The sequence below is a fragment of the Herbaspirillum sp. GW821-FHT09A12 genome, assembly GCF_059418325.1.
The window spans coordinates 13,193-37,538 of sequence record NZ_JBWKPR010000014.1 but is presented as its reverse complement, the minus strand read 5'-3'; the positions used below and the strand labels follow the sequence as shown (position 1 = coordinate 37,538).

The 24,346-nt window shown below is 57.5% G+C and carries 20 protein-coding genes; 19 read left to right on the top strand and 1 reads right to left on the bottom strand.

The features are described 5' to 3' along the window. The first annotated feature begins 152 nt into the window (after positions 1-152). Genes AC07N6_RS21260 through AC07N6_RS21210 form a run of 11 tightly spaced genes read left to right on the top strand, consistent with a single transcriptional unit; the run spans position 153 to position 10,529 of the window. Positions 153-803, top strand: a complete 651-nt coding sequence (locus AC07N6_RS21260; RefSeq protein WP_494783611.1) for a DotI/IcmL/TraM family protein — start codon at positions 153-155, stop codon at positions 801-803. Continuing rightward, complete coding sequence (locus AC07N6_RS21255; RefSeq protein WP_494783612.1) at positions 800-1,768, top strand: DotH/IcmK family type IV secretion protein; 969 nt, start codon at positions 800-802, stop codon at positions 1,766-1,768. The genes AC07N6_RS21260 and AC07N6_RS21255 overlap by 4 nt, the downstream gene beginning before the upstream one ends. Positions 1,769-1,770: 2 nt before the next feature. Beyond that, complete coding sequence (locus AC07N6_RS21250) at positions 1,771-3,024, top strand: TrbI/VirB10 family protein (RefSeq protein ID WP_494783613.1); 1,254 nt, start codon at positions 1,771-1,773, stop codon at positions 3,022-3,024. Between the two features lie 13 nt (positions 3,025-3,037). After that, on the top strand, positions 3,038-3,955 hold the full coding sequence (locus AC07N6_RS21245) for a hypothetical protein (RefSeq protein ID WP_494783614.1): 918 nt from the start codon (positions 3,038-3,040) through the stop codon (positions 3,953-3,955). A gap of 7 nt (positions 3,956-3,962) precedes the next feature. Further along, entirely contained in the window at positions 3,963-4,502 is a 540-nt protein-coding gene (locus AC07N6_RS21240; protein ID WP_494783615.1) for a hypothetical protein, read from the top strand. Between the two features lie 34 nt (positions 4,503-4,536). After that, on the top strand, positions 4,537-4,902 hold the full coding sequence (locus AC07N6_RS21235; RefSeq protein WP_494783616.1) for a hypothetical protein: 366 nt from the start codon (positions 4,537-4,539) through the stop codon (positions 4,900-4,902). 9 nt (positions 4,903-4,911) lie between these two features. Then, positions 4,912-5,625 (top strand): hypothetical protein, encoded by a 714-nt coding sequence (locus tag AC07N6_RS21230; protein ID WP_494783617.1) that lies wholly within the window; start codon positions 4,912-4,914, stop codon positions 5,623-5,625. A 2-nt stretch (positions 5,626-5,627) separates the two neighbouring features. Then, entirely contained in the window at positions 5,628-6,863 is a 1,236-nt protein-coding gene (locus AC07N6_RS21225; RefSeq protein ID WP_494783618.1) for a hypothetical protein, read from the top strand. Then, on the top strand, positions 6,856-7,116 hold the full coding sequence (locus AC07N6_RS21220; protein ID WP_494783619.1) for a hypothetical protein: 261 nt from the start codon (positions 6,856-6,858) through the stop codon (positions 7,114-7,116). Before AC07N6_RS21225 ends, AC07N6_RS21220 begins: the two co-directional genes overlap by 8 nt. Before the next feature lie 9 nt (positions 7,117-7,125). Further along, positions 7,126-10,146 carry a putative type IV secretion/conjugal transfer ATPase gene (locus AC07N6_RS21215; RefSeq protein WP_494783620.1) on the top strand — a complete coding sequence of 1,007 codons (3,021 nt, stop codon included), beginning with the start codon at positions 7,126-7,128 and terminating at the stop codon, positions 10,144-10,146. Next, positions 10,143-10,529: a hypothetical protein gene (locus AC07N6_RS21210; protein ID WP_494783621.1), complete on the top strand. Its 387-nt coding sequence runs from the start codon at positions 10,143-10,145 to the stop codon at positions 10,527-10,529. The genes AC07N6_RS21215 and AC07N6_RS21210 overlap by 4 nt, the downstream gene beginning before the upstream one ends. Before the next feature lie 18 nt (positions 10,530-10,547). Here AC07N6_RS21210 and AC07N6_RS21205 read toward each other — a convergent pair whose 3' ends face one another. Then, entirely contained in the window at positions 10,548-10,757 is a 210-nt protein-coding gene (locus AC07N6_RS21205; protein ID WP_494783622.1) for a hypothetical protein, read from the bottom strand. Between the two features lie 353 nt (positions 10,758-11,110). Between AC07N6_RS21205 and AC07N6_RS21200 the strand changes: the two genes are divergently transcribed. From AC07N6_RS21200 to AC07N6_RS21165, 8 genes are all read left to right on the top strand, one after another. Beyond that, positions 11,111-11,668 carry a hypothetical protein gene (locus AC07N6_RS21200; protein WP_494783623.1) on the top strand — a complete coding sequence of 186 codons (558 nt, stop codon included), beginning with the start codon at positions 11,111-11,113 and terminating at the stop codon, positions 11,666-11,668. A 63-nt stretch (positions 11,669-11,731) separates the two neighbouring features. Next, complete coding sequence (locus AC07N6_RS21195) at positions 11,732-12,532, top strand: hypothetical protein (RefSeq protein ID WP_494783624.1); 801 nt, start codon at positions 11,732-11,734, stop codon at positions 12,530-12,532. A gap of 164 nt (positions 12,533-12,696) precedes the next feature. After that, the gene (locus AC07N6_RS21190) at positions 12,697-13,284 is read left to right on the top strand and encodes a hypothetical protein (protein WP_494783625.1); all 588 of its coding nucleotides are present in this window, start codon (positions 12,697-12,699) and stop codon (positions 13,282-13,284) included. Continuing rightward, positions 13,281-14,249, top strand: a complete 969-nt coding sequence (locus tag AC07N6_RS21185) for a hypothetical protein (protein WP_494783626.1) — start codon at positions 13,281-13,283, stop codon at positions 14,247-14,249. The genes AC07N6_RS21190 and AC07N6_RS21185 overlap by 4 nt, the downstream gene beginning before the upstream one ends. After that, positions 14,249-16,174 (top strand): hypothetical protein, encoded by a 1,926-nt coding sequence (locus tag AC07N6_RS21180; RefSeq protein WP_494783627.1) that lies wholly within the window; start codon positions 14,249-14,251, stop codon positions 16,172-16,174. The genes AC07N6_RS21185 and AC07N6_RS21180 overlap by 1 nt, the downstream gene beginning before the upstream one ends. Before the next feature lie 129 nt (positions 16,175-16,303). Next, positions 16,304-17,818, top strand: a complete 1,515-nt coding sequence (locus AC07N6_RS21175) for a UvrD-helicase domain-containing protein (RefSeq protein ID WP_494783628.1) — start codon at positions 16,304-16,306, stop codon at positions 17,816-17,818. Positions 17,819-17,860: 42 nt separating this feature from the next. After that, positions 17,861-19,189 carry a hypothetical protein gene (locus AC07N6_RS21170; RefSeq protein ID WP_494783629.1) on the top strand — a complete coding sequence of 443 codons (1,329 nt, stop codon included), beginning with the start codon at positions 17,861-17,863 and terminating at the stop codon, positions 19,187-19,189. A gap of 78 nt (positions 19,190-19,267) precedes the next feature. Continuing rightward, positions 19,268-24,343, top strand: coding sequence for a strawberry notch C-terminal domain-containing protein (locus AC07N6_RS21165; protein ID WP_494783630.1), 5,076 nt, complete (start codon positions 19,268-19,270; stop codon positions 24,341-24,343). Positions 24,344-24,346 lie beyond the last annotated feature (3 nt).

Sequence of the window (24,346 nt, the reverse complement as noted above, 5' to 3'; positions counted from 1 at the left end):
CTCTAGCCCTCGGCCGCAGGGTAGTGGACTACAGGATCGATTGCGCAATAATTGTTTGACTATCATAGAAGTGGAACCCATCAGAATTTGACACTGATTGTATTTTTGCGTATTGTGCCGCGATATAATGCAACGAAAGTCAAGGCGGCGACATGGCATCAGTATCAGAGGAACGGCAACAACAAAGTGTGCTCAACCTGAGCCGCATGGGCTTCTATCGGAAATATTTTGGTTTGGTACTCGTCACGTTGCTGGCCTCGATCGTCGCCAATGCGATCCTCGTAGGTGCGTTTATTTGGGTGAAAAACCAACGCGTTGAGAGGGAGTATTTTTCCGTTGCCAGAGACGGCACCATGACACGGATGTATCCGCTGGGCGAACCCTTCCGTACCGATGAACAGGTTTTGGATTGGGCCCGTCGCTGCGCAAGCAAGGCCAATACCTACAACTTCGCCGAATACCGGGAGCAATTCACGCGCGCGAAGGCTTGCTTCACTGACGCCGGTTGGGAGCAATTTGAATCGGCTCTGGTGCGCGCGGGTTCGCTGGATCGGGTCCGCAACCAGCGGTTGCTTGCTGTCGCCGTACCGAATGGCCCAGGGGTCATTGTCAAGAAGGGGAAACGTGGCGGCGTTTATACCTGGATCATTCAGCAACCAGTGCTTGTGAATTACCAAGGTGGCGGTGCTGGACGCACGGTGCTTGCTCAGAATACTTTGGTTGAGATGACCGTCACTCGCGTGTCTACAGTTGACAGCGAAGATGGTGTCGGCATCGCGCAATGGGTTGGAGATGACAAATGATCATCCGACCGACGCAAATCGCAGGAATGCTGATCGCCACGAGCGCAACGCTCACGAGTGCGATCACGCCAGCCACTGCTCAGACAGCGACTGCAGCTGCTGCTGGCAACAAGACCCAGGTCACGAATCCGGCATCGCAAGAAAAGATTCCGCCGACAGGGACGCAAATCCCTAATTTGCCCAAGTTGCCCCCGCCGTCCGAAGAAGCATTTACAAATGCCGCTTCGGAGGCGTCACCGTTGACACCCGCCCAGATCAAAAGCCTCCGGAAGATCGTCGACGATGCTGAACGAGCTGCTGCTGCGCCGGCAAGATTCACTCCTAAGCCGGTTTACAGCCGCGTAAGCGTCAGCCTGATGCCAGGCGAAACGCCGCCTGTAGTAAGGCTGTTCGCAAACTACACGACAGACATTCTCTTTCTCGACCAGGCCGGCAATCCCCTTAAAGTCCTGGACGTGAATCCTGGTGGAGCGGCTGCCTTCACTGTGACGGCACCGAAAGACGGTTCCAACAAAGTGGGGCTGTCCCCCGTCACGTCGTATGCCTCTGGCAACATCTCAGTGACGGTCGACAAAGTCGCCACTCCGATATCGTTGACAGTTCTCAGCGGTCAGCGTGAGGTCGATTACCGGGTCGACGTTCAAGTTAAGGGCGCTCACTCGGGAGCGCCGCGAGCGGGAGCCGCGGGCACGTTACCTAGTCAGGTCTCGAATGTACTTATCGGACTCCTGGAAGGAGTCGCGCCCGAAGGTGCAAAGCAGCTGCTCACGTCCAGCGCCGATGTCCAAGCCTGGGATTACAAATCCAACTTCTACGTCCGCACTAGCATCACGCTTCTCTCGCCGGCCTGGATGGAAATGCAGCGTAGTGCGGATGGGACGACTGTCTACCAGATCGCTCGCACGCCGGTCATCGTTGGCTTGCGAAATGGCGGGGCGGTCCAGATCAACCTGAGCGGATACTAAAAATGAGCAAGTGGGCAAATATCAAAGATCAGCTGTCCGACGGAAGCGTTCGGATCCGCTATTTTGGCGGGCTGGCGGTGATCGTGGTCGCCGTGATCATTGGCTATCTGACATTTTCGAACCGGGCTTCGAAAGCCGCGGGGAACGCAGCCAGTACCGTAGCTGCCGTCCCCGATGTGGCCGCACAGAACCGCAATGCACCGGCCGGGCAAAACGCAGGGCAAGGTTCAACACCCGTCTACGATAAATTGCTCGCGCAGGAGAACGCAGATAACGCCCAGAAAGCGAGGGCATCGGGTGAGAGTGCCGTACCGGTTATCCGCGAACAAGTAGCTAGCGAGAGCAACGACAAGAAACCCGTTGGGAGCCAGCAACAATCGGCGCAAGACGCGGCAGCTGAGCAGCAACGTAAAGCCGCTGAGGAAGCTGCGGAAGCGCAAGCGCGACAACAAGCTGCTCAACAGCGAAAGGACCAGGTCGCTGCTATTCAGGCCAAACAGCAGAGTCAGATCAGCAAGCTGATTTCAGCGTGGGAGCCCAAGGTGCACACCAACATACCTGTCACGCAGCCAACCGCCATGGGCACCGCTCAGACAACGCTGGCTGCAGCCGGCACATTGCCGGGGCAACCCGGCAATGTGCCCGGGGTAGCGGGTGGCGCTGCGACTGCACAGATCGCAACTGCGGGTCGTGTCGCCATCAAGGCTGGCGATCCACCGGATTACGGTCAGCTGACCACAGGCGTCAATACAGACGAGGGAGGTCCAGTCACAGCAAAAGTTGTATCGGGTGCTTTGGCTGGGGCCACGCTATTAGGGAAAGCGGAGGTCGGCAGCAACAACGCCCAAAAGACAGGTATTCACTTTACGACAGCGAGTATTCCAGGTCAGACCAATAGCATCGCGATCGATGCGTGGGCTATTGACCCTGAGACCGCCCGCACGGCGATCGCCAGCAAGGTGGACAACCACTACTTGCTGCGCTACGGCAGCCTCTTTGCGTCGGCGTTCCTGGGTGGATACGGCGACGCACTGATAAAGGGCGGCCAAAGCCAGCAACTGGTCGCCACCAACTCGGGCGCGATCGTACAGACCGACCCATATTCGAGTAAGCAGCTCCTGCTCGCAGGGGTCGGTAATGTCGGGAAGCAGCTTTCCACCAACATGGGGAATGTCTTCAACAGACCGGCAACGATCGAGGTCGCAAACAACATCGGTATCGGCATTCTCTTTATGGCCGACGTAACCCTGAAATAAAGGAAGGAAAAAAATGACATCGGGCATTAATCATGATGACGTGCTGGGTGAAGAACAGCTCTCGCAGAGCTCTTTCGGGGAGCGGCACGATCCTGAAGACGACGAAATGCCAAAGAAAAAAAAGGGAAGCTGGATCATCTTTGGCGCAGGTGGCATAGCAGTGCTGCTCTTCGTCGGATTTTTCGGCTGGAAGATCCTCAGTCCGTTCTTCAATCGAAGCGGTGGTGTGGACTCAGAAATGATCGTCGACGTGCAGCCGCAAGCAAACGCTCCGGTGGCTACTCCGGCGGGTCGCACCGCTCAGGCGCAATACAGTAGTGCCGCTCCAGGCTCCACGCCGCGGCCGGATGCTTCCGGGCAGTATCAGCCAGTCGGTGCAGGACAGCCCGGGCAGGGGACTACCAATCCGCAAATCCCCGCCGCCGGGGTGGACGCAAACGCAGCGGGCCAGAATGCATCTGCAGCGCCGGGCACAGCGCAAGTGTCCGCTCAAACTCAGGCACCGTTGCCGGGACCGCAGGTTACCCCGTCGGATATGGAGGCGGTCAAGGCGCGTATGGATCGTATGGAACAGGCCATTGCCGCTTTGGGGACAAGGCTCGATAAGTTGCCCGCACAGGCGCAGCAGAATGCAACCCCTCACTCCGAGCCGAAGAAACAAACCACAGCGCCAGCGCAGCCAAAGCCTACGCCGGCGCGCCAACAGAATCCGTCTGCGAAGCGTGCCTCGTCCGATGAGCCGAAGTCTCAAAGCGTTCGCAGTGACGTGCAGCTGAAGGCCGTGCTCGATGATCGCGCATGGTTCCAAACGAAAGCCGGCGAGAGCATCACTGTCGGGAAGGGAGAGGAGGTGAAGGGACTCGGCGTCGTTGACACCATTGATGCCGAGAGCGGCAAGGTGACCTTCACCAATGGCAACGTCGCACGGTGAGCGCAGGATGATTGACGCCAGCACGATGTTGGGTACGTTCTTGAATTCCTTCCCGGGGTTCGAGCTCTTTCTCAACGGATTCGTCAGCCTCACCGGGCTTATTCTCGCCGGCCTTTCACTCTTCAAGTTTGTTGAGCTCGGCAAACATGGCTCGCAGCCAGGCGGAATAACTTGGGCCACACCGGTGATGTATTTGATCACAGGGGTGGCACTTATTAACTTTGCTTCTAGCGTGGACACGGCGCTGGAAACAATTTACGGAGGCGGGACCTCTGTCGGCAGCCTCCTGAGCTATACCGGGAGTTCCAATATGCCTGATCAGACGAAGCTACTTGGGAAGGTTCTGGTCTCGTGTTTGCGCCTATATGGCTACATCACTTACGCGAGAGCATGGATCAGCATGCGCAAGTTGGGATCCGGGCAGAGCGGCTCGGATGAAGTGTTCAAAAAGGCTGCAATTAGGTTGGTCGCCGGTGTATGTCTGATCAACTTTGTGGGATCGGTCAACGTCATTTCGTCGACGCTTGGCTTTGGAAACGTGATTTAACTATTTACTTCAAGGGGTAAGAAAAATGGCAAAGATGAGCGCGATCCGCAAGATCGCTTTTGTGGTCTTGGCGATGGCATCTGTCACCGTCTTCAGCAATGGCGCTTACGCCGCCGATGCCGGCAAGGTTGCAACCAATGCCGCCAATTCGTTTAACGCAATCGGCCTGGCGGTGCAGGGCTTCTTCGCCCTGTGCGGACTGATCTTCATCGGTCTGGCTGGCTTCACCTTCATCAAGTACAACAAGACCGAAGGCCAGGGCGCGAAGATCTCGACGGGCATCATCTACCTGGTCGTTGGCGGTTGCCTGTTTTACATCGCCAGCCTGATCACCACCACGGGCGACACGATGTGGGGTGAGGGCCAAGGAAATCGCACCCGCGTCACTATCACCAACTAAGGACCTGGAATGCCGTCCGAACTCCTGCTGTCTGTCAACCGTGACGTTCGACGTGCGCCGCTTGTTGGACACACGTCTCGCAAAGACAAGTCCGCCGAGCAGACGCGTAAGGCAGTCATGGCGCAAGGCAGATTCGGGCGGCGTTGCTTCTATTGCGATTTCAAGTTTGGATCGTCTGAGGACTATGAGCTGAGTCACCTTGATGGCGATCACACCAATGCCGGCAACGAGAACTTGGTGCCGGCATGCGAACTGTGCCACTGCTCGCTGCACCTGGATCTCCTGTCCAGGAAGTGGCCAGATGCTACCGGGAAGATTATTTTCCTCCCTGAACTCACCCAGGCAGAGCTCAACAACCTATTGCAAGCGATGTTCTACGGCATGGCCATGCAAGTCGCGGATGCCGACGGTATGCCACAGTTGGAAGGTATTCACCCTCACACGATCTACATGCGTCTGCTCGATCGTGCACGCCAGATTGAGCAGAATTCGCTCGGGGAAGTTGTGCGCCCGGATCTGTCGAGTCCGTTTGTTGTCAGCCGCCTTCTCGCAGACATGAGCGACGAAGACTACGCACAACGTGGTGAGCTACTCATCGGCGCGCGCTACCTGCCGGAACCGGATTATTTCATTGAGCGAGCCAAGTCCTGGAACATACACGGCGCTGCGTTCAGCACCCTTGATCTTGCGTCGTGGGCTCGCGTAGCGGGCGCGCTGGACTGAATATGGGTATCAAGCAATTCGGGTGTGTCCGTTTTGATGCGGACGATCCCAATATGGGAGGATGGGCGGCCGTGGCCGGCGGCGAAGCCGTCCGAATCTCATCCGTAGGGGGCCTCGACAATGCCACCTTGTGGTGGTCGAATTTGTCATTCCAGGCAATGTTCGAGTCGAACCTTCATAAGACCTCCTACATCAAGCGCACAACGTACTTGAACTCTTGGCTGCAGGATGGACAGCAGGAGATCTGTCGGGCTTGGGGATTTCTACGAAGCAGCTACACCGAGAAAACTATCACCGAGGCGCTGAGCTCGATCTTTGATCGGGTAATGCGTTTCGCCGGCGATGCCTATGATATCGACTATGCTCGCTCAGTTCCGATGCACGATAACCTGGCAGACGAACTGCGTTGCCGCATGTTGCCAGATAAGGATCCGCACATCAACGGCGAGGTAGATAGCGCCCTGTCTGCCGCGCATCAGTATTACACCTACTGCGTCACGCCTCACTACAACCGTGAGGAAACTGCAGTGGTCAATTTTGCGGCACCAGCAGTTGGCTACGCGCGCGAGATGCTCTCGGCGGTCATTCCGTCACACCAGGTGGATTTCATCGAGGAAGGCAAGCTCCCGCCAGTAGCGCAGCGTATTGAGTGGGTGGTCAACCATGCGCGCCCGGCGCTGGCGCGTGTTGTGGTGTCTGACATCCATCCGGATTATGTCAACGTGATCGCATTCGCCAATGGTGCCAAGGCTGGCAGCAATCGATCCTGGGTAACACAGCCAGAATTGCTATTGCTGTCCAAATATGCACGGGTGGAAATCAGCGCACTCTTTCTGTTCGGTGGATACGAGGATATGCCTGCCGAATGCAAGCTTCCAGCCTTCACTGCGATGCAGTCCATGACACCAACGGCCGAGGTCATTGCGACGAACCATTGGCTGGGTCTCGCCCGCGAGAACTGCTACAAGCTGGAGCCGAAGGCTAACGATGCGCGGGCCGTGTCTCCCCGCGCCGCGTGGCTGACCGCAATTGATAGATTCGTCATGTTCACTTATGGCCTCCAGTTGCACCGCGCGGGCATCGTGATTCGGCGCTATGGAGCCGGGGCGATCACCACCTTGATCCCGAAACACAACTACCGTGATGCATACGAAATCGCGTCCGCGGTGGGTCTGATCGCGCCGCCCTCCTTGGTGAGCGACATCAACGTGCAAGAGGAGCTGCAAGCCCATGATTGATGCAGACTCCGCTCTCCTTATCGAGATAGCATTGCGTGATGCGCGTCATATGAACGTGATCATGGCGATGGACCGGTTGAACATCATGCCTACAACGGAGAGTGCTTTAAAGCAGGCGATGGCCGACTTGGCGACTGTCAAGGAATTTTTCAATACGAACTTGCCGCCGAAACTTCGTGCGCCGGCGTCGGAAATGTTTATCGAGCACGGACGGAAAATTGAACGCCACTTCCGCGCAAAGCAATTTTTATAAGGAACAGTGATGGCCGTAGCCGAATGGTTGGTAGACGGACTGGAGATGCTCGTGAACTCTCTGAGCACCGCCGTCAAGCAAGCTGGGGCAGACTACTGCGATGTCGAGGCACCCGACGACGCACACACGTTTGCCATGAGGGATGGAACCCTCTTATCCGTCATCCGTCTCCATGGTTCGTACCGGATGATTGGCGAAGAGGAGTTCGCTGATTCGGATAGCAAAATCGGCAAGAGCCTGAAGGCCTACTTGAGCTCTGGCGGTCATGTGGTCCATGTGTATTTCTGCGCCGATCCTGATTCGGCCGAGCGTGATATCCGTGCGGCGCTGGATCCATGCATGGCGACCGCGAAGCGCCTCAACCTGGATCTCGACGACCTGTTCGAGGAAGATATTCGCCACCTGTCCAAGTTCTGCGCCAACGAAAAGGTGTTCATTACCTTGTTGACCTTGCCAGTTGCCATCACTTCGGCTGAGCTGAAGCGCGACGCAAAGGCCAAGCTCGAATTGGTGACGGCGAACCCCTTGCCGCGAATGAAGGATGCTCCCAACCTCTTCGCTGCGATTGCATCGCTGCGCACCCGCCATAGTTCGTATGTTTCAGCAATGCTTGGCGATCTCCGTGACGCGCGCTTGGCCGCCGAGCTGCTGGAGGTCCACGAAGCCGGTCGCGAAATGCGGATGTCGGTAGATCCCGATTTCACGGCAGATGACTGGGAGCCGCGGCTACCCGGCGACAAGATCCCCGTTAGAGCGCCGTCGAGGGACAAAAGCGACGTTTCTCACGCGCTGTGGCCACGGCTGGATCGTCAGCTGATTCCGAGATCTGGTCGTGTGAAGAGCCTGAAAACTGTTGAGGTCGGAGACAGGATATATGCGCCGATGTACGTGCACCTGCAACCTGCCGAGATTCGCCCATTCCAGTCCCTCTTTACTCGTGTGGTTGAGACGCGCATGCCGTGGCGGATGACGTTCCTGGTGGAGTCCGGTGGGCTCGGCGTTCTAAGCTTCAAGAAGATGATCACTGCAATCATCGGATTCACCAATTCCGACAATGGACTTATCAAGCATGCAGTAAGCGAAATTAATGAACTCAAGAAGACGCAGGACGAGCTCGATGTGAAGTTCCGCATCGATTTTGCGACGTGGGCTCCGAAGGGCGATGACAAGCTGCTTGCAGGGCGTGCGTCCCGGTTGGCTCGCGCTGTGCAAGGCTGGGGTGGCGCTGAGATCCATGAGATCTCCGGGGACACTTATCAAGGCTTCATCTCCAGTAGCTTGGCTCTTTCCCTGAAGAGTGTCGCAACGAAGTCGTGCGCCATTCTGAGCGACGTAACGCCTATGCTGCCTCTTTACCGTCCGGCGTCACCGTGGTTCAGCGACGGCGGCGCGGTGCTCTATCGCACCCCTGACGGAAAACTCTGGCCGTACCAGCCCAACTCGCCCGTGCAGTCCAGCTGGATCACTATCGAGGTCGCGGAGCCGCGCTCGGGCAAGACCGTCAACGGAAACCAGGTCAATCTCGGCCTGTGCCTGTCGCCAGGTATCGTCCGTCTGCCACTGATTGGTATCGTTGATGTGGGCAAAGGTAGCTCCGGTCTCATCTCGCTGCTTCAGCATGCTCTTCCTGAAAATCAGCGTCATCTCGTCGCAAGCATCCGCATGCGCATGACCGACGAGTTCGCCACCAATCCCGGCGACACGCAGTTGGGCTGCAGGTATTTGCTTCCGTATGAAGAGGCGTTCCTTGTGAATTTCGTGACCTTATTGGTCACGCCGCTTGGCGAGGCCGCGCCGGCGGACGGCATGGTCGGGATTGCAAAGCTGGCGATCCATGAAGCCTACAAATATTATTCCGATGGCAAGAATCCGAAGCCATATAGTCCGCACGCTGATGGCGCAGCCGCGGTAGATGCAGCGATCGCGCGCCTTGGCCTGCCTATTGACCGGAGCACCAGCTGGTGGGAAATCGTCGACATGCTGTTCGACGCCGGCGCGATCCATGAGGCCTCGCTCGCTCAACGATTTGCGGTGCCATTGATTTCGGATCTCGCTGCAATCAGTCGTGAGCCGCACTTCACTGATCTATACGGCGAGAAGCGCACGCCAGACGGTGAGCCGCTGCTGTCGGCCTTCACCCGTATGATTTCGGAAGCGATCCGCAGCTATCCAATTTTGGGTAAGCCGACCCGCTTCGACTTGGGTGAGGTGCGTGTCGTGTCGATCGACCTCGATGAAGTGGCCAAGAGTGGGTCGGCGGCGGCCGACCAGCAGACCAACGTGTGCTACATGCTGGCTCGTTATGTGTGTGCGAAGAATTTCTATTTGCACGAAGACGACTTGCCCCTGTTCCCGGCCAACACGCGTGGCTATCACGAGAAGCGCATCAACGAGATCCGCCAGGACAAGAAGCACCTTCACTTCGATGAGCTGCATCGCACGAAGAACAGCAAGGCCGTCCGCCAGCAGATCGTTGAAGACGAACGCGAGGGCGGTAAGCGCGGCGTGAAAGTGACTTTGATCTCGCAGTCGGTGGAAGATTTCGATGACGCGATGTTGGAGTTCGCCACCGTGAAGATCGTCATGTCGAAGCAGAACGAAAAGAATGCGACGACCATGCGGAAGATGTTCGGCCTGAGCGACACCTCCGAGTACGCTGTGCGACACCTCATCCGGCCGCCTGGGCCCCAAGGTTCGACATTCGTTGCGATGTTCTCGACCAAGCGCGGTGACGCAGTACATGTGCTCAACAACACAATCGGCGGCATCAAGCTCTGGGCATTTTCGACCACGAACGAAGATACCTATGTGCGCGACGCTCTGTATCGCAAGATCGGCCCGGTGGCTGCGCGTCGCCTGCTTGCACGCTTGTACCCGGGGGGCACGATCACTGACGAACTGGAGCGTCGCAAGAAAAAGGCAGAAGACAGTGGCCTAATCGGCGACGGGAACGAGGAAGGGGTAATCATCGGGCTGATCGATGATCTCCTGAAGGAACATGAACTCACATTGAAGAAGGTGGCAGCATGATCAAGACCATTTTTGCGGCCGCGGCATTCCTCCTGTTCATGGGTGGCGCGCAAGCTGCAGGGATATTCAACACCGTTCCTGCTACGCCAGCGCCGGCGGCGGCACCGTCCCCGGCCGTGCCAGCAACTGCAAACCAGATGCAAGTGCCGCGTCCCGCTATGCCCCTCTATCAGCCGGCAACGCCGCCGGAGGCATCGGTGGCCCCCCCGATGAAGGCTGATCCCAAGGTCATGGCGCTGTTCGATCGCTATCCGAATGAAGGCGATGACGCCTATGTGGCGCGGATGAAGATCATTTCGGATCGCGCGATCGCCGATCTTGAGCGCGCTGGCCGTGCCAACGTGGAGAAGATGCGCGCGTTAGCTCCACCCCCGCTGAAATAATAAGGCGAACGAGCTGGCCTAGAGGCCTGCCTCGACGCCGGATCTCGTCAGCTGGATCCGGTGCTTCGAGTGGAGAAGTTGAAGATCCAGAGTCCAGTCAAATTGAGAGCGAATTTTATGCTCTTCGACGCACTGCAGGACGTAGGCGATGGCCTGGTGATCGGACCACTGATTGACGTGGGCGAGCCACTGGATAGCCGACTGAGCGTTCTGGTTGGCGATCGCCAATCCGATGTGCTTGACCTCGTGGCACCGGGGGCAGAGGGTCGCCAGATGAGATAGGCGTTGGATGCAGCGGTTGTCATCGTATGCCCAGATCTCGTGCAACTCTACTGGGTGGTGGGGCCCGCGGCCGCCGCAGATCTCGCAACGGTGGCGCGCGGCCGAGAAATATTCACGCTGCAGCTGATCCCAGGTTTGCGGCCGGACATTTGACCGGACGTTGCTGTACCAGCAGGTTGAGGGGACGAGTTCGATAGTAAGCCTTGGCTGCACGATTGCTCCGCTTTGCGCTGTGGGGAATATGCGCAAAATGTGCGCTGAGTGTTAAAAATTCTTCGATAATGGGATATTATAGTCAAATGAAAGTCAACGCGATCAACCCCGACACGCATGCCCAGTTGGCTTCGTGGATGGGGTATTTGAGGCAGGCGAAGAAGGTCACCTTGCAGCACCTCGCGCAGGAGCATGGCACACAGCGAAGCAATCTGTCCGCGTTTGTGACTTCCGGAGGCCAGGTGCGCAATGTCTCGATGGACAAGATCCTTGGCGTCCTGTTTGACCTCGGCGTCCTGCCGAATGGATTGATGACGCCAGGGCTGCACAAGTGGCAGGTCGACACTGATCTGGTGCCGGGCATGTGTCGTCTGCTGGCGGTGAACGGTTTTGATCGCGCCATCATTTTCGAGCTGGGTAGTGGCTACGGCTCGTATGTGGTGACGCAGGTGGCGGCGAACATCCTGATTTTCGCGAGTTTGCCAGCAGGGAAGAGCGATGAGGTGCGCAGCTTGCTGGGACATCTCGGCGACCAGGTACAGGTGGTGACCTTGGATCGTGCCGGGGACGCGCAAATCCAGTCGTTGTGGATGACCCATGACGAGAAAATGGTGCAGAGCAGCTTAGTCACCCTGATGGGGTGATCCGGATCTGCCTATAAGGCAGTGTTGAATTTGAATTTGGCTGAAAAAGCAGAAAGACCAACCATGAACGCGACCAAACGCCTGAAGGCCAACGAGCTGGTGATGCTGCTCTCGGGCCTGCTGAACTTCGATGTCGACCTGATGGCTCGGGTGTGCAACGTGCCAGCGCAGAATTTGCGCTCCTGGCTGGCCGGCAAGAAAGATAACCTGCGCGCCCAGTCGGTGATCAGTCTGATGCGCCAGCTGGGGCTGGTGGTGGACAATGGCATTCGTCTGGACAGCAGCCGCGTGCACTTCTGGTCCATCCATGATGGTGCATTCGGCAGCAGCAAGGCGGCATATGGCGCGCTCACCGCGTTGTCGAAGCTGCTGGCGAACTGCAGCATTACGGCGGTCCAGCCGCCGAATGCTTCGTGGATGGACAAGCGAACGAACGCCTACTATCTGATCTCGGGACAAGGCGTGCGCGTGGTGGTCAACGTGACCAAGGGCGTGTTCAAGAAGCTGCGCATCTCACCGGAGATCGTCAAGGGCGCGTCGTGGCGCGATGACAGTGAGACCCACACTATCATGACCAGCGCTCAACGCTGGGCGAACCTGGTCGACAAGGATCTGACCTCCTACGAGTTCGATGCGATCTACAACCAGGTCGAAGAAACGGTCAGCTGGGGTGACGTGTCCCTGATGGCCCGCGAGTTCGGCGTCACGCCGGCGGATGCCGCTCAGTGGATCGCTGACACCCACGGCGGCAGCGCGCAGCGCAGTGCTCCTGAAGATGACAGCAACGGCATGGATCTGGAAGGTGGCGGCCGTTTGCTGTTCTTCGTGGCCAACAACGACGGCCAAGGTCGCCGGGCTGCTTGAACAACCAAAATTAAAAATTCCCCTCCCCAATTTCGCCGGCACTGCCGGCATTTTTTTTGCGGAAACATTTGACAGCGTTTAATTAAACGCTATACTGATGTTTAATTAAACGCTATAGGTGATCGCATGCAAGGAATCCAGTGCCTGTCAACGGAGGTTGAACGATGAACGTATTCGATCCCCAGCGTTTTGGGAGTGATCCGATCACGGCGAAGTCGCCGGACGCGGCATCGACGCGCCCCAAGTGCCTTGCATGCAGTTGCGTACTGAAGGCAGAGGAGGGAGACGATATCGCCGCCGGTGTCTGTTCGTTCTGTGTGAATCGTCGTGAGGCGCGGCATTTACTTGCGGTTCAGGAAAATGTACGCGCTCCTGTTGAGCCTGGCTTGGGCGCGCCGCGCAGCTTTACGGACGCGGAAAAAGCCATGATCAAAAAGATGCACGGCTATCTACCGGCTGTGCAGTTGCTGGCCCTGCTCAACGACCGCTTGACCGGAGACTTAGGATCGAGCGCGGCGCTATACACCATGGAGCAGTTGCGCGAGCAAATCGGCCAGCTGGCGGAACCGCAAACTGACGCGACCGATTGGGCGAGCTTGCGCAAGCTTCTCGCGCGTGCCTCTCGCGATGGCATCCTGGCGATGATTGATGAGCAGTTGATCAACGATTTCGCAGTCGTCTTTTCGTTGAACGCTCGTCAGGCGCTTCAATTGAAAGACATCGTTCTGAACGCAAGAAAGGGAACGCGATGACACAGTCTAGCTATCCAAAAAAGGGATACGAAGTCGTCACCCGCGCCGAAATGCGCACGGCAATGCTTCTGTTGGGTGGCGAGCCGATTGATCTGGCCGAATACGAGACTACTGGGCTGCTTGCCGTTGGCATGGGCCCGCGTGGCCAGGGTAAGACCAACGCCGGGTTGACGATGGCCGAGCAGCTGTCTGAGCAGGGATGGATCGCTGTGTTGATCGACCCTGAAGGCGAACTTGAGTCGCTTTACGGTGCAGCCGTTGCTGGGCCAGGCGATTTGTTTGCGCGCTTAGAAGCCCGCGATAAACCGATCGTCGTGGTATCCGCGCCAACGGCCGAGGAATTCATCCCATACGGCTTGGAGCTTTTGAAAGCGGCTGACGCATTCCGTAAGCCGATCTTTGTCGTGGTCGACGAGGGGCAGTTATTTTCGAGTGGCAAAAAGAAGGCCGGTGCAATCGGTGAGGCATCGGCCATCATCAACGAGTTTGCTGAGCGCGGCCGTAAGCGCGCCCTGGATATGTACATTACCGTACACAAATTCAACGGCTCGATCCACAGGTCTCTCTTTGTTAACAAGAATCTTACCCTGGTCGGCAGATTGGAAGATCCCATTGCTTGGTCATCCGTGGCCCAGCAGTTTCGTGCATCCCAGATCCGCTACGGCGATATCAACGCTCTGTTGCCTCACGAATTCTTTTGCTTCTCACGAAAGGGCGTTGAGAAAGTGGTCATGCCGATGGCCAAAGCGCTGGCGAAGGTTGCGCCCAGGAGCAAGCCGACGCGCCCCTTGCTTCCCGGGACATTCAGCCAATGGGATGCTGCGATGCGCGAGATCCCAACCGAACGCCTCGATAGGCTAACGGACCCGGTAATCAATTTTCTCGCGGCAGTTGTCGGGTTGCCTGCACAGAAGGTCCTGTCGGGTAAGCAGGCGCTCGATGACGAGCTGGAGCTGCGCCCGTGATGTCCAATCCGCTGCATCCTTGGGAGGAGTTTGTGTTGGCCTACGGCTTCCGGGCGAGCGCGTATGACCTGGCATCATTGCTTGGCAAGTCTGAAGACGAAATCGCGCGTGTCCGAGCTTTGGGATGTAGGCCGCGGGAGAAGGCAATGGGATTCCCAGAACTTTTTTCGCTCTGGCACGGCCGCGCACCAGGTGATGACGATTGGCCGGCTCCGCGAAAGTTCAAGACAGGGTACCTTTGGCAGGAAAATGAATTGGCACTGTTGGCGAGCTTAGTTGGCACGATGCCAAAAAGAAGTCTAGCGGCAGTGCTCACATCGCGGCTAATCAAGGTAACGAACGACCCTAATGCCTGCCGGAATGAGAATGCCGTGCAGGGCGCGATTAGCCGCACTGGACTGCAGATGGGCGATTTGCTTGGCGGGGTGACAATCGCCCAGGCGAAGAAGGAATTTGGCACTGCACCGGTGCGGGAAGCAATCCGGAAGGGCGAGTTGTCGACGCGTCGCGTTGGCCACCGGCATTTGATTCCGTATAAAGACTGGGAGCTATGGAAGTCAAAGCGTAAGCCATTCTTGCCGCCGCCGGGCTACGTGCAACTGTCATCGATTCGAGAGCAGCTAGGCATCCGGTCGGATAAGTTGAGCGAGTATGCAAGGCAAGGATACGTCCCGACTGCAGTGCGTTGCTTTCCCTTTGGTGGCAGGAAATCTGCCAGCACTCAGTTCGGCACCTGGTATGTGCAACAAGAGGTGGCGGAGCGCCTGGTTGCGGATCGCCACGCAGGTAAGTCTATGCCGTGGCACGCAAAGCCGAACCCCGATAACCTGAAGGTAACGTATCGGCTCTGGCAAACTCGCCGCCATCCAAAGGAGTGCCAAACTTGCTCCAAGATCTGGGGGGCAGCTGGCGTGCCTGAGACATTTGAGGCGTACAGTTTGCAATACCCGCCTCTGGCGCATGGCGAGAAGCGGCACCTTACCATGCATTGGTCACCTGGCTTGTTGATCGATGAGGTCGCTGCACATGTGGGATGTGAAGCGGATCTCGTTGCCCTGGCGATCCGCAATGGGACTTTGATTGCTGCAGAAGATGGAGAGGGACAACTTCGCGTCACGAAGACTGACGCCACACGTTGGAAAGCTCGTCGTCTTCCGACTGGTGACCATGTCCGTTCTTGGATCTCTCTACCGGCCGCGCAGGAGCAATATGGGCTATCACAAGAACAGCTGCTAAACCTGATCGCGGATGGAAAGTTCGAGTCCAAACCAGGTGCAAATAGTTCAATGCCTGGCTATGTCTTGCGTGAGCAATGCGCTAACTTCCGTAGGGAGAATGGCTTCTCGGAGGCAGAAGCAGCGCAGCGCGTTGGTGTGACGATCACTCAGCTGCACAGCTTACTTTCTGGACTTGATTGGCGAAAGGAGGAGGGAATCCCTCTGGTAACCGTCCAGGCGGCGATTAAGCGAAAGCAATCCGCGCAAGGCTTTACGATCGAGGAAGCTGCAGCTGCTGTAGGCATGCCAGTTCGTTGGGTAAAGGACCGTATAGAGGACGGCACCGTTCGAGTGATTGCCACGTCCTGGAATAAGGAGCGGGTGTATTTGACAGATCCTATGATGGCGAGGCTAAGGGTTGCGAAAGATGTCCCCGCAGATGTGGTCGATGCCGCCCGGATCTATCGAGAGCGAGCACATAGTCCGAATTGGTTGATGCTAGGTGAGGCGGCGGATGAGGCCGGTGTAAGTACGACGACGCTTGGGAAGTGGGAAAAGCAACATCGTTTGGAAGGGTACAAATCGCCGAAAGGAACGCTGTACCCGCGTGACCAGGTTCGGGTGTGCGCGCGTCAGTATTGGTCTACCCAGCGTCGATCGCGCATCGAGCCTCCCGGTTGGTTGGCTAATGAACTGGCATCGAGCTGATCGTCACAATTAGATATAAAAAAAACAAGAACACTCCGAGGAGTGTTCTTTTTTTTGCGACGGTGAGTTGCATAACATTGCTTTTGTTTGGTAATCTTGGCCAAAGATAATACAACGAAAGTCAATTTTATGAGCTCGCCCAAGTTTAACGCCGAACAGGCTGCGGTAATCGAAAGCGATGGTCAGGTTGTCAAAGTGACCGCCGGTGCCGGTTGCGGAAAGACATCGACGCTGGTCGGCGTCTCTCAGCACCGTGTGAAAGAACGGATCATTTACGTCTGCTTCAACAAGGCGATCCAGATCGAGGCTGCGGCGAAATTTCCCGAGAACGTCACCTGCAAGACGGCCCACTCGCTGGCCTTCGGCGCATTCGGTCGCCACTACAGCAATACCCCTAACAAGCTCGCTCCAGATCTGAAGCCGTTCCACGTGCAAAAGTACCTGGAGCGCTCCATGGCGTCCATTCCCATGGCCGCCGGCAACCTGTACGGCGGTCGGGTGATCGAGACGGTGAAGAATTTTATCGTGTCCAAGGATCCTGCTTTCGCGATGAAACACGTATCCATCGGGAAAGCACCGGTCGAAGTGAAGCATTTCGACGAAAAGGCGATTCTGGCCGACGCAGAGCAGATCTGGAAGCACATGCAGGACCTGAAGTCCCCCGTGCCCATGCTGCACGACGGCTACCTGAAGCTGTATCAATTGTCGAACCGTCGTCTGCCGTTTGACCGCATCCTGTTCGACGAAGCACAGGATACCAATCCAGTCACCCAGGGCATCGTGGAAATTCAGGATGCCAAGAAGGTCTATGTGGGCGATCGCAACCAGGCGATCTACGGCTTCCGCGGAGCCACGAACGCCATGGAATTGATCCAGGCAGACCACAGTCTCGAACTCACAGGCTCATACCGCTTCGGGCCAGAGGTCGCCGAGCTCGCGAACTACATCCTTCAGGCTAAGAATGAAACCATGCGCCTGCGCGGTCTGGGCGCGCCCGGCAAGATCCGCCCGCTGGCAGCGAAGGAAGGCTATGCCTACATCAGCCGTGGGAACGTCGCGCTCTTCAACCGGGCCGTGACCTGCCTGATGAACAACGAGCCGTTCTCGTTCGTCGGCGATATCAAGGGCTACCGCTTCGACCAGATCCTCGATGTCTACAACCTGTCCATCGGCGGCCAGGTCAAGGACGCTTTCATCCGCTCGTTCGCTGGCATCGACGAGCTGACCGAGTACGCAGAGCTGATCAACGACCGCGAGGTGAAGTCGCGGCTGAAAGTTGTGACCAAGTACGCCGGCGAGATCCCCAGTCTGCTGGAGCGCATCGAAAAAAGCGCCCTGCCGCCGGTGGTCTCGAACAATCCTGCCGCATACGAGAAGCGAATCATCCTCACCACCGGCCATCGCGCCAAGGGCCTGGAGATGCCGCGTGTGCGCATGGCCGACGACTTCATGGAGTTGCTGGACGACGAAGGAAAGCTCTTCGATCCCGAACGCGCATCGCGCGAAGAGATCGAGGAGGTCAATTTGCAGTATGTAACAGCGACGCGCGCGCAGCTGGTGCTCCACCCGTGCGAGTCGATCGAGAATTACCTGGAGCACATCAAGCAGTTCGACGCCGAGCCCGCGCGCCGGATGGCGCTGTAAGCAAATCCCCGTTTATAAATCCATCATCAACAAGGAGCAGAGATGGCCATCTTGAAAAAAATGCAGGAAAACAGCAAGGCCAATGGCGGCCAACAGACCTACAACGCGTTCGGCGTAGTTCTCAGCGTGATGAGCGCAAAGAAGGTCGGTGAAGCGAACGACAACCTGGAACTGACCGGCTTGGTCGTGAGCAAGAACGCTGTGATCAAAAAAGATGAACTGGTTACCGTGCGCTTCCGCGGCGATAGTGCCGGGCGGGCGCTCACCAATTTTGTGAAGGGTAACGGCAAGTCGGCGCTGGCGACGGCCGACGCCGCAGAGGGTACTCAGTTGACCCTGGAGGGTTGCTACCTGGTGCAAGACGAAATGGATGGTAACAATCGCATTCTGAGCGCCCGCTGGCTGAACACCCTCGCATCGGCCCAAGACGGGAAACTCGTCAGAGAGCACGAGGACCGCTCGTGGCTGGAAGATGTCATGGCAACGGCCCCCCGCGTGTCGTTCAAGAACGTCAATCAGGCGGCTGGCGAACCCGAGCGTATCACTCTCTCGGTGAACGCTAAGAAGGTGATTGCCAAGGTGAAGAACGAGCACGGGACCTTCGATAAAGAATTCCCGGCTGCTTGGGCCGTGGCGAAATTGGCGTCCTTGCCGGCAAGCGAGAAACCGCGCGTGACGATCGATACGATCGAGCCATCGGTTGCTGTCGCGGTGACGGACAAAGATTCGCTGAAGTCGGTACTGGGGTCGCAACTGTCACGCGGCACCATGGCACTCGCTCTGTTACGTATCAGCGATGGCGAAGATGTACTGACGCGTGCTGTGTACGTGCAATTCAAAAAAGACGATGACGAGTATGTGCCTGATGTCGAAAAGGCTCTCGAAGATCTGTTCAAGAACAATATCTTCAAGGGCGTTGCCAACGAAGATCTCTTCGCAGGGCTGGCGGACGGCAGTTTGACGTTCGAATCCATTCCTGGTTACCGGATGACATTCGCGGGCGATCCGAACAAGGACGACAACGCCGCGTTCAAGCTGATCAGCGATGTGAAAAAAGGACTCACCCAGCGCTACGAGATGATCTTCGGCACGGATCCGGCCGGCTACGCCGAGGTATTCCTGCCCGGTATCGCGCGCGACGAAAGCATCAGCGGCTTTTCGCCATTCAACATTTTGGCGGAGAAGGCAGGCACGTTCCTGGCAACTCAGCTCAATAGCAATCTCATTACGCCAAATGCGCAACCGAAACCGGTGGCCACGACAGCCGATGACGCTGGACCAGCACCGGATTTCAGTGCGTTGGAAGGCCAGTTTGAACAAGCAATGCATGAAGCAGAAGAGCCCGAAGAAGCCGCAGGGCATCGCCCGTAATTCGCCGGCGACGTAGGACAACACCAACAGCCGCCCACACGGGCGGCTGTTTTTTTGTGAATCAGAAGAGTGAGACCAATGATGAGTGAAGTAGTGCAGGGCGTGAAGCGCAAGCAAAGCCAGGTCAGCTGGATTGATCTGAAGTCAGCCGACCCAGAGACGAAGTTGGTTGCGGTCAAGTTCCCGTCCTCGGTGGTGCGCCTGGTCTTGGTGACAAATGAGACCTTGTCCGCAGAGCAGGACCGTGCGTTGTCTGCAATGGGCTTCTACCGTACCCCTTCCGATTTGCTCGTGCGCGACGACCTGAAATTCACGCTGCCAGTGATCCAAAGTGCATTCCCCGGCGCGGTCCCTGTTCAAGTCCCGATGAACAAGGTGACCCGAATCATGCGTGATGGGCCGGCCGCCGGCGGGGCAGATGCACCTGGTGAGCGCGCCAGCACCGTCAGCATTAAAAACGCCGTGATGACTGCCAAGCCGCTTGGCATAAACCATCATGGGCAAACGGTGTACCAGGGCGAAGACGGCCGATTTGTGAAGGACGGCGATGGCCATGTCGTTCGTGAAGGTGTAGGTGTCGCAGCTGCCCTCTTCTTATATGCCCGCAGTGCCGAAGATCTTGCCTTGTGTGCAGAGGGCTTCGTCGGAGAAATTGCAGGCGGCAAGGTGATGAGGGCCGAAGATTTGAAGCGTTTCACGTCGGTGGTGATGGAGTTGCCGGAAGCAGATGTGACTACGTCGCCGCGCTTCCGCGAAGCGCAGGAAGCGATCGAGGCGGCCCTGGTGCGCTACATGCAAAAGCACGCCGGTCAGGAGCTCGATAGAGGTGCATTTCTGCTTGCGCAGAAGCTTGAGGAAGGACAGCCGGCCTTCACCGCGCGCACGTCCGACTCGGTCACGCTACAGCAGTATTCGACGCCCATCACCATGAGCGTCGCGGTGCAGCGGATTGTCGGCGACGCCGGCGGGCTCGATGTGCTGGATCCGACCATCGGCAACGGTTCTCTCGTCTTCTCGATGGTCAATTCGAACATCGTTGGCTGTGATCTGGACAAGGCGCGGTTGGGCAACGTTGCGCGCGCACGGCCGGACGCGACCTTGGCAGCAGGAGACGCCACAACGATGGATCTACGCGAGCTCAACGACAACAAGCCATACGACGTGATTCTGGCTAATCCTCCGTTCGGAGGTCTGAATGTCGGACGGACCCTGCAGGGCCTGAAGATCACGCGGATCGACCATCTCATCTTGATGAGATCATTGCTGGCCCGCTCCGAAGACGGCCTGGGCGTTTTCATCATTGGTGCCGATAGCTACCTCCCCGGCAAGGCCGGGCAGGTGTCCGGTGGCTCCAGATATCTTTTCAACTGGATTGCCGACCATTACCAGGTGGACGCCGTGGAGGTCGATGGCAGGCTATTCAGCAAGCAAGGTGCGGGCTATCCGGTTCGTATCCTGGTGGTGGGCAAGAAAGGGGGTAGCACGACCCAGATCCCTGACCAGTTGGAGGTCCTGCGCGACCACGAGCAGCTGTTTGACTGGTCGACCAGCATGCGCATGAAGTATGGGGCGGCACCGGAGGTGACCGTGGTGCCCGCGGCTACCTCCCCTGACGTTGCGGAGGCAGTGCCGGCAGGTCAGGCGAACACAGCGGATCAGGACGAAAATTCCTACCAGTCGCCGTATGCGGCATTTAGCCGTGCGAGCGAAGCGACGGCGATGATTCCGCGCAACCTGGCGACGCCGACACGAATGGCGCTGACGGCAGTGGTGGAAGAGTCAGGCGACATCGATGGATTTGTTGCCGGCGAACTGGGATGGTCCGTGTCCGAGTTGAGTCAATATCTGTCCCCGGAACAGGTCGATGCGGTGGCCCTCGCGATCAACTCGGTACGGAGGGAGCGGGGCTTTCTTGAAGCCGATCAGACTGGCCTCGGCAAAGGGCGTGTGATGGCATCTCTCGCTCGGTACGCGGCGCTGAATCAGCTGAAGACCGTGTTCTTGACCGAGACACCGACGCTCTTTACGGATCTTTGGCGAGACATCTGCGATATCGGATCGGAAGATCTCTTCCATCCGTTGATCGTCAACGAGGGCGTCTCCGTGTATGACCCGATATCTGGCCGCAAGTTGATTCCTGCCACGCCGAAGCCGGTGGTCGACCGCGCTCTGGCCGCCGGCGGGATTCCCGAAGGATACAACCTAGTGCTGGGTACCTATTCGCAGTTCAATCGTGATCGGGCCACCTCCGCTAAAGCGCGCTGGATCAGCGACATCGCCCAGGGGAGCGCGCTCCTCCTTGATGAAGCACACAACGCTGCAGGCGAGTCCAACACGGGCAGCAACATCGGCCTCGCAATTGAGCAGGCGTCCTATGTCGTCTACTCCTCCGCCACGTCGATGAAGGCCGGGCGAAACGTCATGCTGTATTCCAAGTTATTCCCCAACACCGTTGATATGGGGGCGCTGCCTGAGACGTTGGCTACCGGGGGCGAGGTCCTGCAGGAGGTGCTGTCCGGGATGCTGGCCGGCGACGGCGTCTTCGTGCGCCGTGAGCACGACCTCAGCAATCTCACATTCCGCACCGTGGTCGATGCCGAGCGTGAGCAGCGGAACCGAGAGCTGTCGGACCGGCTCGCCGAGATCCTGGAGCTCATGAACTTTCTGGCCGGCGACATCAGCCAGCTGGTCAACGAACGCAACAGGGAAATCAAGAAGTTGCTGGGCTCTATCCCTGAAGCAGAGCGCAAGGGAAATCGCATGGGGGCGATCAATCCCAATTTCGGCTCGCGGCTGTTCGCGATCTATCGGCAGTTCATGATGGCAATTAAGGTGGATCTTGCGGCGGAACGCGCAATCATGCATTTGGAGCAGGGGCGCAAGCCTGTCATCGTGTTGGAGAACACGATGGAATCGCTCTTGAATGACTTGGCGCTGGGCGAGCGTCCCGATGTTCTGGATCCGGATGACAGCGTTGACGGCAATAGCATCGGCGGCTTGCTGCGTGGTGAGGTCGAGTTGGGTAACAGCATGACATTCCGAGATGTCCTGCATCGCATGTTGAATCGGTTGACCTACTTCTGTGAAACCGGTCGGTATGGCACGGTCACCAAGGTTCCAATCACCTCGTCCGAAGCCATGGACACGGTTGCAGCGATCGCGGATTTGATCAATGCGTTCCCCGATTTGCCGGTATCTCCGCTGGACGACATTCGGCAGAGGATCCTAGATGCGGGGTTCACCTGCGACGAGCTGTCCGGCCGCAAGCTGCAGGTGCATGAACGAGATGGAACGGTCGTGGCGGTACCGGTCATGGAGCGCCCCAAAGCACAGATCGTGAAAGACTTTGTGACGGGAAATTCTGACGCGCTGTTGCTGACGGGGGCTGGCAGCACCGGTATCAGCCTGCATGCCAGTGAGAAATTCCCCGACCAGCGACAACGCGTGATGATCGAACTGCAGACGGCGGCCGATGTGAACCGACGCGTTCAGTTCGCAGGCCGGGTAAATCGTAAAGGGCAGACATCATCCCCCGAGATCGAGACGTTGGCGTCTGGGCTGATCGGCGAAGCGCGGCCGATCGCCATGCAAAACGCGAAACTGCGCAAGCTGTCCGCCAATACCACCGCCAATCAAGACAACGCCGCTCTCGATAAGACGGTACCAGACTTCATCAACTCGATTGGTGATGAGGTCGCATATCGCTTCCTGGAGGCGAACCCGGCAATCGCGCGAAGGCTGGATATCGACATGGACAACGAAGATGATCGGCAGGAGTCGTACTTCATCAATAAGCTCACAAGTAGGTTGGTGATGCTTCGTGTGGTGGAGCAGGAGCAGATCTACGAGGCGCTGACCAATGAGTATCACAGGGTCATCAAGGAGCTCGATGCCAAGGGCGTGAACCCGCTTCGCTCCCGCGAGCTCGATGTGCGTGCGAAAGAGATCAGCCGTGTTGTTTATGAGAGCGGAGATCCCAATTCCGAATCCTCATTCAACCGGCCTGTCTTCGCGCGGACCATCGAGTACGAGACCAAAGTCGACCCGATGCGTTCGGCAGAAGTAATGCAACGAGTGAACATCGGAGCTGAGCAGGTCCAGGGTTTCAAGATCAACGAAGAGGGTCGGGAGAACAAGGACTTTTTCCTCGCGCTGAAGGGCTACCTTGCGTCGAATCGTGGTCGTTTCCTTGCGTCGGTCAAGGGAAAGGAGTTTGCATCGGTGGACGACGCACTGGCAGCGAAGAAACCGAACGCGGTGCAGAAGATGCTCCAGCGTCTGCATTCTCTCGATGAAGCATTGAACGGGCTCTATGTTGGCGCGGTCGCGCGCTTTTCTGACAATGAGGATGCGACCGTATTTGGCGTGGTCGTCTCTGTGACGGTTCCGGAGAACCCCAAACACATTCACCTTTTGGGAGCCTATGAGCTTGGCTTCGCGGTGCCTGGCCGCCAGGGTGTCGTCGAACGCACGCTCTACAGCCTGCAGTCGGACGCGCAGTTCAGGTTGATGCCACAAGGAACAATGTATCGCGAGCTCATGGTCAAGTTCGATTCAGCGCCGTCGGGTGTCGTTGTCAGCCGGCGGATGATTCTGGACGGGAATCTCTTCAAGGCGGCACAGATCGCGGCGACGAATAGCTTGGGCAGCAGCGTGATCTACACCGATGAGACCGGCTTCCGTCACCGCGGCGTTCTGCTCGCGCGCGGCGTCGACATGGACGATCTGAAAAGTCTGCCCGTTCGCGTGGAAACAGCGCGTATGTGCGATTTGGCGCTTTCGAAATTCACGGATCTTGAGCTGACGACTTCCACCAACGTGACCTATGACGAAGGGCGTGACCTGAAGCTGTACGTGCAAGACGGCCGTGCAGTCCTTGAGGTGCCCGGCAGCAAATCCCGGGGTGGGCAGTATTTCAGCGACGAGGAACTGGTGAAGTGGACCGGTCCGTTCGCTGGCACGCGGAGCGGGATGACAGCCAAGTTCCCTCGTGAGAATGTTGAGAAAGTGGCATCTAATCTCTATCGGCGTGGTGTCTCGTTCTACATTGAAGCGTCTTATCGTGACGCGATTAACGAATTAAAAGAGAAAATATACACTAACGAAAGTTGCGCCGAAAAACCTAACAATAGTAGAATCGGCGTTGGTCGATAGGGA